We start from the raw sequence: 11,467 nt of genomic DNA, 5'->3' as shown, positions 1-11,467 counted from the left end.
GTATATCTTGGGAGGCCTGTTTGAATACTGGATTGGTGATGACGACTTAACCCCTTTAAATTGTCAGTTAATTGCTGAAATGGGGAAGTTCGCCTATCACACCCCCCTATTTATCATGCGTGGCAATCGCGATTTTCTACTCGGGCAACGGTTTAGCGAGTTAACCGGCGCCACCTTGCTAGAAGATCCCAGTGTGATTCAGTGTCAACACCATCGCGTGATGGTGTCCCACGGTGATATTTGGTGTACCGATGATGTCGCCTATCAACGCTATCGACAAAAAATTCGACAGCCGTGGCGATTGGCCTTGTTGCGGCGTCTACCGCTGTCTTTCCGCCAACAACTGGCAGAAAAACTGCGCCAGCGTAGCCAACGCCATAAGCAAGACAGCACCGCCCAGATTATGGATGTCAACACCGCAGCCCTTGAACACAGCTGGCACCAGCAAGCAGCAGACTATCTCATCCACGGCCACACCCACCGCCCGCGCCATCATCGTCATCACATCGGCTCGCGGCTGTTATCACGTTGGGTGATTCCAGATTGGTATGACAATAAAGGCGGCTATTTAGCAATGGATAACGGGCACATTACTCGTTATCAAATGACGATGGCAAATGACAAAAAATTATTAGAAACCCTCTTGCCGAGTAAGGATTGCTGATGTCATCATTACTGCATGACAAACTTCTCTTTAATGACGATCATGCGACGTAAACTACGCCGTATGATTTTAATCCTCTATCGTTTGCCATCACGGTGGCGAATGGTGGCGTTTTTGAGTTGGTTAGTCGGTGGCTTATTGGTGGGAGCTGTCTATGGTTATTGGCAATGGCGCGAGTGGGAAGATCGGTTTGATAAAGAAAGTGAGCTGATTGCCAGCCATATCGAAACCCAACTGCGCCAGAATGAGCATGTACTCAATAGCATTGTTGGCTTGTTCGAGAGTTTGCGGGTAATCGATTTAGAGGACATTCGGCAATACGCCGCCCATCTTTTGAAACCACACCCACAGCTACAGTCGTTTGAATTTGTCTCACCGGTGCCCTACCACCTGCGGCCACAGTTTGAAATGTCGTGGTCGATTTTGTACCAACAACCGTTTCATATCCGCGAATTTCATTTTGGTGAAGCACAGCCTTGGCGCATCGCTCCCGACCGTGCCCTGTATGCGCCTATCGTGTTTCGTGAGCCGCCCGAAAAACAATATCCGTTTATTATCGGCTTAGATTTACTGCAACATCCGATCTTGCAACGCACCGTTGCCCGCGCCTTACGCCATCCCAATGCCGTCGCCTCAGGGGGGTTTGTGTCGATTCAAGGGCGCTATTCTTATATGCTGATGCAGGCCATCCGTACCGATAACATCATCCATCCGATGCAAGGGGCGGAACAAGCGATTGTGGTTTTGTTGGTCGATAGCCAAAAATTGATCGATGCCAGTACGCATAAATCCAATTTGGGGGCTACCCTCACCATGCGGCATACGGACGGCAAAGAATCAATGGTGCACCCACTGTATCAATCTAAAGCCAACGATCACAGCAGCATTTGGTTACCTCGTTTTCAAAAAACTTTGGGGCTTCCCAGTGAAAGTCAGCCATTTGTGCTGGATATTGCATGGCAAACGCGCTGGCAACATGCACAGTGGACCTATCTATTATTTGGCTGGGCAGTGGTTTGGGCGGCGTGTTTCTTTTTAATGCGTGGGATTTTGCAAAAACAGCGTACACAGCGCCAGCAACAACAAGCCGAAGCCTCACTCCGCCGCCAACGCGAATTAGCAAAGGTCACACTAGAAGCCATCGGTGATGGCGTCATCACCTTTAATCGTCAACAACAAGTTGAATATATCAATCCGATTGCATGTCAGTTATTACAACTTGACGAAGGCAATGCATTAGGCAAACCGCTACAAGAGCTGTTTACTGTCCGCACCCAATCCGGCGCCTTGCCAGATAATTTATTTGCCTATTGCCTACAAGAGGCAAAGGCAATTGAGTTCGGCGAAAATGCGCGGCTACAGCGGCAAGGCCACACCCTATTGCATGTGGAAGGGATGATTTCACCGCTGTTTTCTAATGAAAGACGGGTGCGGGGTGGCGTGCTCACGTTCCGCAACATTGGCCCAGTGCGGCAACGTGCGATGGAAGCCCTCGCCGCCAGCGAACAGCGCATTCGTGAACATGAAGTGCAACTGGCCCACGTCGGTCGTCTGCATACGATGGGTGAGATGGCCTCAGGGATCGCTCATGAGATTAACCAACCGCTTTCTGCCATCTTGAGCTATAGCCAAGCCTGTTTGCGGTTGTTAGATGAACCTGAAGAAGAGATTGAATTTAATCAGTTACAACGGGCGATGCAGGCAATTGCCAACCAAGCACAACGCGCCGGCAGCATTATTCATCGTCTGCGACAATTTATCACCCGCCGCCCAGTCAATATCCAAGCCATCTCACTCAATCAAGTCGTCGGCGATGTTTTAGAATTGGCTGACCATGAATTACAAAGAAAACACGTGAAAGTGCAATGTCACTTAGCACCCGATTTACCGCTTGTGATGGCCGACTCAATTCAGTTAGAACAAATTGCACTCAATCTATTACGCAATGGCATGGATGCCGTTGAATTTATGGGACATCTCGGCGAACTCACTCTCCACACCAGCAGCGACAGCGGTATGGTGCGTCTTTCTATCGCGGATAACGGCAAAGGGATTGCCAAAGGCGATTTCGAGAAATTATTTCAACCGTTTTTTACCAATAAAGCGAGTGGGATGGGCTTGGGATTGACCATTTGTCAGACCATCGCTCAATCGTTTGGGGGCAGCTTAAAAGCACAAAACTTGCCACATGGCGGCGCAAACTTTATCTTGTCGCTTCCTATTGCCTCTATGAATCAAAACGACTATGGACACCACACCCCACACCCCAACCCCTAGCCAAGCGCAACAGCCAATTGTCTATTTGGTCGATGATGATCCGGCGGTGTTAGATTCGCTGTCGATGTTGTTGCGTTCCAACGGCCTTGAAGTGATTGCCTACGATTCTCCCGAAGTGTTCTTATCCACCTACAACCAGCACCACGATCACCAAATTGCTTGCGTGATCTTAGACTTACGGATGCCTTTGTTTTCTGGGTTAGATGTCCAAAAAATTTTACAGTTGGCCAATGCCGATTTGCCTATCATCTTTATTACTGGGCATGGTGATGTTGAACAATGTGCGGTGGCCTTCAAAAATGGGGCAGTGGATTTCTTAACAAAACCGATTGATGAACGTGCCTTGCTCAAAGCGATTGATACCGCGCTGCAACGCAGCATCGAAAAACATCGCCAAGAAGCCGCCCATCAAGAAGTCGAAACTAAATTATCGCGGCTGTCGCCGCGTGAGCGCGAAGTCTTTAAACAAGTGATGCAAGGCGCTTCGAGTAAGCAAATTGCTTCGGTGTTACAAGTTTCTTCACGCACCATTGAGTCACACCGCGCCAGCTTATTTGACAAACTAGAATGCCATTCGCTTGCCCAGCCATTCCGGACATTTACAAGGCCGGTTGCACAAACGGCAGTTTGTGCAATCCCCCGTTATTCGGCTTTGCCGCCATGCCACGAGAGGGATACGGGCGACGTACTGACGATAGCGCAATTCCTCCCCTGACTCAAGTCAGGGGTTTCCTCGCGGAGGTTCTATGAAATCGGCGGCAGCCTTATCCTGCCGCCCTAGAACCGATGTTTTACATAGGCGCACGATACTTTTATGAACCGTCTTTTCTCTACGATTGGTCTGATTGCTCGACACAGCCGACCAGAAGTAGCGCAATCTCTTCTGCAACTTGCGGCACACTTAGACCAGCAAGGTTTGCGCGTTATTATCGACCGTGATACTCAACAAGACCCCCTACTTGCTGCCAGCGCCTACCCGCAAGTAGAACGGGCACAACTGGGAAACTGCATTGATGTGGCGGTGGTGTTGGGAGGCGATGGCACAATGCTCTCGGTCGCACGCCATCTGGCCCCCCATAAAGTCCCGCTGATCGGCGTCAATCAGGGGCGTTTAGGATTTATGACTGACATTCCCCTGCATGAAATGCAAACCACTGTCAGTGCCATCTTACGCGGCGAACACTGTCCAGAAGAACGGATGTTATTGTCCTGTACCATTGTGCGCGAGGGACAACAGATTGCACACAGCCTTGCCTTAAATGATGTGGTGTTTAGCCGAGGGGCGACCGGTGCGATGATAGAGTTTGAGGTGTTTGTCGATCAGCAATTTGTCTATAGCCAACGCTCAGACGGGTTGATTGTAACCACACCGACGGGATCGACAGCCTATTCTTTAGCTGCCGGTGGGCCCATTCTCCACCCCACAGTGCCCGCGATTGCTTTGGTGCCAATCTGTCCACAGTCTCTATCAAATCGACCCATTGCCATTAACGATCAAAGTGTAGTCACTGTTATCATGACGCGAACCCAAGATGCGCGGGTACATTTTGATGGTCAAGAACACCATACACTGCAAGACCTCGATCAAGTCGTGATCCAGCGTTACCCTAACACCATGCGTTTTTTACATCCGCTGGATTACAACTACTACGATATGCTGCGGCACAAGCTACATTGGGGCGAACGCCTGTTATAACTTTTCCATCGTTTTTCTGTTTGCTGAAGCCATGCTACTCAATCTTTCTATTCGTCACTTTGTCATTGTCGATCAACTGGAATTGGAATTCGACCGTGGATTCACAGTCTTAACAGGAGAAACCGGCGCGGGTAAATCGATTTTACTCGATGCACTTGGCCTGTTATTGGGCGGGCGCGGCGAGGGCAATTTAGTCCGCCACGGCGCACCCCGCGCTGAATTAGCCGCACGGTTTGATATTCATGGAATAGAGGAACTGCAACAATGGCTCAAAGAACAAGCGTTAGAGAATGAGGAAAGCGAATTATTGTTGCGGCGGGTTATCGATGCGTCAGGCCGCTCAAAAAGCTTTATCAATGGCCAAGCCGTCACCTTAGCCCAGCTCAAAGCGGCAGGCAGTTTATTAGTCGAGATTCACGGCCAACACGCCCACCAAGGACTATTAAAAAACGATATCCAGCGACAATTACTCGATGCTTACGCCGGCGCACTGGATACCGCCGCCCATTTAAAAAACGTGTGGCAACAATGGCAACACACCAAGGCACAACGCCTTGAAGCCGAACAGCATGCAGCCGATTATGAGTCAGAGCGAGCGCGTTTAGAGTGGCAGTTGCAAGAGCTGGCTGAATTGACCTTGCAAGAAGGCGAATGGGAGCAATTGTCGCAACAACACAGCCGCCTTGCCCATGCAGCCGAGTTATTAGAAAGTGCCGAACATGCTCGTTATACCCTCGCCGAGGGTGAACACAATAGCCTTGATCGGTTGGCACAGGTGCAAACCCGACTAGGCCGCTTGGCCCATTTTGATACCCGTATCCATGATACACTGTCATTGTTAGCATCAGCAGAAGCAGAATTACAAGAAGCGGTGTATGCCTTGCGAGCTTATGTTGACGAAGTAGAACAAGACCCGTCAGAGCTACAGCGTTTAGAGCGTCGTATCGAAAAGCTGCATGACATGGCACGGAAATATCGCACCCGACCAGAGGAACTGCCTGCCGTTGAACAACGTCTGCAACTCGCTCGTGCTGCCTTAGAACAACGCGCCCAACCGGAGGCCCTGCGTGAAGAGGAAGCAAGACTCGAAAAAGCCTATCAAGAAATTGCAGAACAGTTATCGCGTCTGCGGCAACAAGCCGCCCAGCAGTTAGCCGCACGCGTTGAAACCGAAATGCAAAGCTTAGCGATGGGTGGCGCCCGTTTCGCTATCGAACTCTCCGCCTGTGCCAGCCCAACCGCGTATGGTTTGGAACAAGTGGAATATCTGGTATCTGCCAATGCTGGCATGAGTTTGCGACCGTTGGCCAAAGTTGCATCGGGGGGAGAATTATCTCGCATCAGCTTGGCACTACAAGTGGTGACCAGTCGTCTCGCCGCTGTCCCAACATTGATTTTTGATGAAGTGGATGTTGGCATTGGTGGGCGAGTGGCAGAAATTGTCGGTAAGAAACTGCGCCAGTTGGGACAGCATTATCAAGTGTTATGTGTGACGCATTTGCCACAGGTGGCCGCCTGCGGCGCACAGCATTGGCAAGTGAGTAAACACACCGATCAGGCCGCTACATTTAGCCAAATTCATGTGTTGAACCATGCGGAACGGACACAGGAAATTGCGCGAATGCTAAGCGGTGAACACATTACCGCTGCCACGTTGCAACACGCCGAGGAAATGTTGTTGCAGTCTAGACAACACGCTGAAAATCTCGTATGATGCGCGTCTCTTTAGCGGAAGTGTGGCAGAGCGGTTTAATGCAACGGTCTTGAAAACCGTCGAGGGTTTACGCCCTCCGTGAGTTCGAATCTCACCACTTCCGCCACTCAGCCTCAACGAAGGCGTGAAGTAAGCAACACACCACAACAGCAAACCCTGTAAAATCATGGCTTTGCTGTTTTTTTTTGCCTACAAGGACAACAATCTACAACCGTGCGCAACAGAGGCACTCAGCACAGTTGTAGGCATTTTTGTAGGCATCTTAAAAAACAGGGGTGTAGGATGCCTATAAAATCGCTGACAGCCGCGCGCTGCAAGGCTTTAACTGCCTTCACTAAACAGAAACCGACTTGCCATAGCTGTTTCTGTCCATCTCCACGATTTCCACTGTAACCGAACACTTTTCCAGCGATACACCAGATAAGCGTTGCAAAACGACTTGTGAAAGAGACTGTTTTTGTTCATCTGTCCGACCAGATAAAATTCTCAGTGTAATATGAACAAAATCAGATTTCTCTTTACCGGTCAGATAGTGTTGATAGGCTAAAGCTCGGACTTTAATATCCTGACCGTTCTCGGCAAATAATCCTGACACCAGCGCAGCGTCAAATACAATCGGTACCAAATCTGCACCGTTGAGAGAAATCGAGTGTTCAATAATGCAATGAGGCATGAGTCTTCCCTGTTGTTAAAGGTTTATATGTAGTGGCACATAAAGTGTAAAATGATAAGCGCCAGCCGTACCACAGTTGATGAGGAAGTTTTTGATGTCCGAGCAAAACCTACCCGATACCCCAAGCCTCACTCCCTCGGCCAACGGGGTGATTATCTCCAGTTACGAGATGCCAAACCGCGATTGGGATGAAGTGCTGAAAGCGGCAGATATTTTACGCATGACACCAGAGCACTTCATTAAAATCTCGCCGTATTTTTGGGCCAAGCGGGTCATCATGCTCGAAGAAGAAGCACAAAAAAAGATTGATAATGCGATGAAACCGTTTTTAAGTCGTGGTTAGCGACTGTTCTGTTCCCTCTCCACACCCCACACTGACAGGCAGGTGCACTGCCTGCCTGCGCTGTTTTTTACCTCCTCTGCTGTTGCCACTCCTCAGCTAATCGCATGGATCACATCGCCGCTGATCAGCGCGATTGCAGTAATAAGATTTTCGCTTCCGAAAACGCAAATCGGCCCCATGTGTATAATTCTCTTTTTCGCGAGTAAAGTTTAGCTTTGCTCTGTTTATGAGTGCTGTTTTTAACTGATTATTTCAAATTCGCATGAAAAACCTGCTTGCTTATGCCTTAGCCGTGACGCTGGCAACCACATCCGTTTCTGCGGTGGCAGAAGGTGCTTTTGCACCACCGCCACCTGATATCGCAGGACGGGCTTATATTTTGAACGATTTTTATAGTGGTCAAACCCTCGCTGCCCGCGACCCTGATACCCGCATTGAGCCAGCTTCGCTGACTAAATTGATGACGGCCTATCTGACCTTCAAAGCGTTGAAGGAAAAACGGCTCACGTTAGAACAACAGCTGACTGTGTCGCAAAAAGGTTGGCGGACAGAAGGGTCGCGGATGTTTCTTGACCCTCGGATCCCCGTTAGCGTCAATGATCTGATCCACGGCATGATTATCCAATCGGGGAATGATGCGTGTGTCACTTTGGCCGAAGCGATTGCTGGCAGCGAAGAGGTATTTGGTCAGTTGATGACCCGTGAGGCGCGTCGCCTTGGTATGAACGGCACCAACTTCCAAAACGCCACAGGGTTACCGGGGGCACAGCACTACACCACCGTACGCGACTTGGGCATTTTGGCCAATGCACTGATCCGCGATTTCCCAGAGTTTTATCCCATTTATTCCAAGAAAGAATTCCGCTATAACAACATTACCCAGCCAAACCGGAACCTGTTGTTATATCGTGACCCCAACGTGGATGGGATGAAAACCGGCTTTACCGATGCGGCAGGGTATAACCTCGTTGCCAGTTCGCGTCGTGATGGTCGCCGTGTGGTGTCGGTGGTGGTTGGTACCAGCAGCCCCGAAGCGCGTGCGGTTGAGAGTTCAAAGTTATTGAACTACGGGTTACAGTTCTTTGATACCCCACGGCTGTATATGAACAAAAAACCGGTGTCGAAACTCCCCGTGTTCAAGGGTAAAGAAAGCGAGCTGGAAATTGGTGTCAGCCGTGATGTGTATGTTTCTGTCCCCAAAGGCACTGCACGCAAGATTCAAGTGCAAATGACCACACAAAAACCGCTGTTAGCCCCGATTAAAGCAGGTCAAACCGTCGGTAAATTGAGTTTGTCCCTCGATGGCAAAGTGTTGGCTGAACAACCATTGGTGGCCTTGAAAGAAGTCCCCGAAGCGGGGTTCTTTGGCCGTTTAATCGACAGCATCAAGTTGATGTTACAGTAAAGAAATCATCACCATGTCGGATTCCACTCAGGATTTGTTGCAGTTTCCCTGCCAATTCCCCATCAAAATCATGGGTCACAACGTGCCCGAGCTGTTTCCTGCGATTTGTCAGGTGGCGGCTACGCATATCGAAACCTTCGATGCCAGCATGGTTGAAAGCCGTGAAAGTAAGGGGGGGAATTATGTCGCCCTCACCATCACTTTCGAGGCCCAATCGCGCATTCAGCTCGATAATTTCTATTTGGCGCTCACCAGCCATCCTTTGGTGAAGGTGGTGTTATAACGTGAGACCGATTGTCCGCTCTTTAGGCCAAGTGGAATACGAACCCACTTGGCGTGCCATGCAGGCTTTTACCGAGCAACGTACAGCCGAGACTGCCGATGAAATTTGGGTGGTTGAGCATCCGCCTGTGTTCACACAGGGGCTGGCCGGTAAGCCCGAGCATTTACTCCATCACACCACGATTCCAGTGGTCAAAACCGACCGTGGTGGACAAATCACCTACCACGGCCCCGGTCAGTTGGTGGTGTATTTGTTGTTGAATGTAAAACGCTATGGTTATGGTGTCCGCGAGCTAGTGCGGCGTATAGAACGGGCAGTGATTGCTTTGTTGGCGCAACACGGGATTGAAGCCTATGGCGATGTCAATGCACCGGGGGTGTATGTCAATGGTGCCAAGATTGCCTCGTTGGGACTGCGTATCAGGAATGGTGCCACCTATCACGGCCTGTCGCTGAATGTGGATATGGATTTATCACCGTTCAGTGTCATCAATCCCTGTGGCTATGCAGGTTTGGCGGTAACACAATTGCGCCAGCTCGGTATCACGCTATCGGTTGCAGAATGTGCGGCACAACTTCTGCCCCATCTCTACACACAACTTGAAGCAGAAGTCGGAGAAGACACACCATGAAATTAGATAACGCTATTGGCGTGAAGCACAAAGGCGAGGCCAAAACAGCCCGCATTCCAATCAAAATTGTGCCACTAGAAGAAAAATTAAAAAAACCAGAGTGGATCCGCGCCAAGTTGCCCACTGGCCAACGCTTTTTTGAGATTAAAGACATTTTACGCAGCCAAAAACTGCATACGGTATGCGAAGAGGCCTCTTGTCCTAATATCGGCGAGTGTTTTAGCAAAGGCACGGCCACTTTTATGATTATGGGCGACATCTGTACTCGCCGCTGTCCGTTCTGTGATGTGGGTCATGGCCGGCCTAATGCGCTCGATCCTAATGAGCCAAAACATTTAGCAGAGACAGTTGCCTCGCTGCGATTGCGCTATGTGGTGATTACTTCCGTTGATCGTGATGATTTGCGCGATGGCGGGGCCGAGCATTTTGCTGAATGTATCCGCGAAATCCGCCGCTTATCACCCTCAACCCAAATTGAGGTCTTGGTGCCAGATTTTCGTGGTCGGTTGGAATTGGCACTCGACATTCTATCGGCAGACCGTCCGGATGTGATGAATCATAATTTAGAAACAGCCCCACGTTTGTATAAACAAGCGCGTCCGGGTTCGGACTATCTGCATTCTTTACAACTGCTGCAACAGTACAAACAGCGTAATCCGGATGTGGTCACAAAGTCGGGGATTATGGTTGGTTTGGGTGAGACGGATGAGGAAGTCTATGAAGTCATGGCGGATATGCGCGCCCATGATATTGATATGATTACCATTGGTCAGTACCTACAGCCGTCTAATGGCCATTTGCCCGTGTTGCGTTATGTCACACCAGAGCAGTTTAAGGTGTTTGAGAATAAGGCCTACGAGATGGGCTTTAAACATGCGGCAGTCGGTGCGATGGTGCGGTCTAGCTATCATGCCGATGTGCAGGCACATGAGGCGGGAGTGTACGAATAACGTTTGTTCAGTGTTGGCAAGCCCTCAACCATCGAGGGCTTTGCAATTCTATTGACATCCTCCTGCAACAGCACTTTGTTGAACCCGAAGCGACACAAGCCAGCAAAGCCGCGCATGTACCGCGTGCTGGATCAACCATACCGGTGATTGATGCTTTAGAAGAACTGGGCATGGTCCAACAAAACAAGGGCTTGTTTAGACTTGTTGCGTGATTTCCTGTGCAACAGGGTAGGGTGGATAAGCGTAGCGCATCCACCAACCAACTATCGACGAGCCCAAAGCCCGTGCGGAAAATACTTTTTCACCGTCGTGACAAAGAACAGAAAACCATCTTTCAACAACGAAAATCATATTGATTGTTTACGGCAAGATTTCAGGCAAATATTGCTTGAAATCCCCTTTTCAATCAAAATCATTGTGATTTTACCAGAACACCCGCATTGGATTTAGTGATTTGGTGGATGCGCTACGCTTATCCACCCTACAAAACTGCATCACTGTATCGATGGCGATAATGGCTTCGCTGCTGGCAGCGATGTCAACAGCGAACCAGTCGCGGGTGATGAGTAGTAGATACCCTCTAACCCCAAACTTCTTCCTTGAGAAGTGGGTTTTATTTTGCACTATTTATTAAAATAGGGTAGATTAATCATTGCAGATTAGACCTTATAAAGGTGTCTGGTTTTCTTTATTTGTATATAAACTCAAAAAGAGAGTTTTTACTTTGCAAGAAAAATCATGACTTCAAATCAAATAGGATCAATAGATGGAAGCAAAAGAATACAAAGTTCAGGAAATCTTAACTGAAAATAAAAAATATATAATACCTGC

Annotated in this window: 11 protein-coding genes and 1 tRNA gene; 11 read left to right on the top strand and 1 reads right to left on the bottom strand. The window is 49.3% G+C overall.

Annotated elements, in window-relative coordinates:
• From ACTBZS_RS11240 to ACTBZS_RS11215, 6 genes are all read left to right on the top strand, one after another.
• Window positions 1-664, top strand: a 664-nt coding sequence (locus tag ACTBZS_RS11240) for a UDP-2,3-diacylglucosamine diphosphatase (protein ID WP_463044188.1), incomplete at its 5' end; no start/stop codon positions are given.
• Window positions 665-706: 42 nt separating this feature from the next.
• Complete coding sequence (locus tag ACTBZS_RS11235; RefSeq protein WP_463044187.1) at window positions 707-2,941, top strand: ATP-binding protein; 2,235 nt, start codon at window positions 707-709, stop codon at window positions 2,939-2,941.
• Window positions 2,910-3,656: a response regulator transcription factor gene (locus tag ACTBZS_RS11230; RefSeq protein ID WP_463044186.1), complete on the top strand. Its 747-nt coding sequence runs from the start codon at window positions 2,910-2,912 to the stop codon at window positions 3,654-3,656. Before ACTBZS_RS11235 ends, ACTBZS_RS11230 begins: the two co-directional genes overlap by 32 nt.
• Before the next feature lie 99 nt (window positions 3,657-3,755).
• On the top strand, window positions 3,756-4,637 hold the full coding sequence (locus tag ACTBZS_RS11225) for an NAD kinase (RefSeq protein WP_460429678.1): 882 nt from the start codon (window positions 3,756-3,758) through the stop codon (window positions 4,635-4,637).
• A gap of 31 nt (window positions 4,638-4,668) precedes the next feature.
• Window positions 4,669-6,351, top strand: coding sequence for a DNA repair protein RecN (recN, locus tag ACTBZS_RS11220; protein ID WP_463044185.1), 1,683 nt, complete (start codon window positions 4,669-4,671; stop codon window positions 6,349-6,351).
• A gap of 16 nt (window positions 6,352-6,367) precedes the next feature.
• Window positions 6,368-6,457: transfer RNA gene (locus tag ACTBZS_RS11215), tRNA-Ser, on the top strand.
• 228 nt (window positions 6,458-6,685) lie between these two features.
• Here the strand turns inward: ACTBZS_RS11215 and ACTBZS_RS11210 are convergent.
• Complete coding sequence (locus ACTBZS_RS11210) at window positions 6,686-7,024, bottom strand: 5-carboxymethyl-2-hydroxymuconate Delta-isomerase (protein WP_463044184.1); 339 nt, start codon at window positions 7,022-7,024, stop codon at window positions 6,686-6,688.
• Window positions 7,025-7,118: 94 nt separating this feature from the next.
• On the opposite strand from ACTBZS_RS11210, the gene ACTBZS_RS11205 reads away from it, so the two are divergent.
• From ACTBZS_RS11205 to lipA, 5 genes are all read left to right on the top strand, one after another.
• Window positions 7,119-7,367, top strand: a complete 249-nt coding sequence (locus tag ACTBZS_RS11205) for a hypothetical protein (RefSeq protein ID WP_460429626.1) — start codon at window positions 7,119-7,121, stop codon at window positions 7,365-7,367.
• A gap of 262 nt (window positions 7,368-7,629) precedes the next feature.
• Entirely contained in the window at window positions 7,630-8,772 is a 1,143-nt protein-coding gene (locus tag ACTBZS_RS11200; RefSeq protein ID WP_460429625.1) for a D-alanyl-D-alanine carboxypeptidase family protein, read from the top strand.
• 13 nt (window positions 8,773-8,785) lie between these two features.
• Window positions 8,786-9,055 (top strand): YbeD family protein, encoded by a 270-nt coding sequence (locus ACTBZS_RS11195; RefSeq protein ID WP_460429624.1) that lies wholly within the window; start codon window positions 8,786-8,788, stop codon window positions 9,053-9,055.
• A gap of 10 nt (window positions 9,056-9,065) precedes the next feature.
• Entirely contained in the window at window positions 9,066-9,686 is a 621-nt protein-coding gene (lipB, locus tag ACTBZS_RS11190; RefSeq protein ID WP_463044189.1) for a lipoyl(octanoyl) transferase LipB, read from the top strand.
• The gene (lipA, locus tag ACTBZS_RS11185) at window positions 9,683-10,636 is read left to right on the top strand and encodes a lipoyl synthase (protein ID WP_463044183.1); all 954 of its coding nucleotides are present in this window, start codon (window positions 9,683-9,685) and stop codon (window positions 10,634-10,636) included. Before lipB ends, lipA begins: the two co-directional genes overlap by 4 nt.
• Window positions 10,637-11,467 lie beyond the last annotated feature (831 nt).

This window comes from Aquaspirillum sp. (assembly GCF_055136605.1).
This window is presented reverse-complemented; position numbering and strand designations above follow the sequence as displayed.

What these genes read in the sequence shown, in the direction of transcription:
- ACTBZS_RS11200 (WP_460429625.1), top strand. Translation starts at nt 7,630, where the DNA reads ATGAAAAACCTGCTTGCTTATGCCTTAGCCGTGACGCTGGCAACCACA.
- ACTBZS_RS11205 (WP_460429626.1), top strand. Translation starts at nt 7,119, where the DNA reads ATGTCCGAGCAAAACCTACCCGATACCCCAAGCCTCACTCCCTCGGCC.
- ACTBZS_RS11225 (WP_460429678.1), top strand. Translation starts at nt 3,756, where the DNA reads ATGAACCGTCTTTTCTCTACGATTGGTCTGATTGCTCGACACAGCCGA.
- ACTBZS_RS11210 (WP_463044184.1), bottom strand. Translation starts at nt 7,024, where the DNA reads ATGCCTCATTGCATTATTGAACACTCGATTTCTCTCAACGGTGCAGAT.
- ACTBZS_RS11230 (WP_463044186.1), top strand. Translation starts at nt 2,910, where the DNA reads ATGGACACCACACCCCACACCCCAACCCCTAGCCAAGCGCAACAGCCA.
- ACTBZS_RS11195 (WP_460429624.1), top strand. Translation starts at nt 8,786, where the DNA reads ATGTCGGATTCCACTCAGGATTTGTTGCAGTTTCCCTGCCAATTCCCC.
- ACTBZS_RS11235 (WP_463044187.1), top strand. Translation starts at nt 707, where the DNA reads ATGCGACGTAAACTACGCCGTATGATTTTAATCCTCTATCGTTTGCCA.
- lipA (WP_463044183.1), top strand. Translation starts at nt 9,683, where the DNA reads ATGAAATTAGATAACGCTATTGGCGTGAAGCACAAAGGCGAGGCCAAA.
- recN (WP_463044185.1), top strand. Translation starts at nt 4,669, where the DNA reads ATGCTACTCAATCTTTCTATTCGTCACTTTGTCATTGTCGATCAACTG.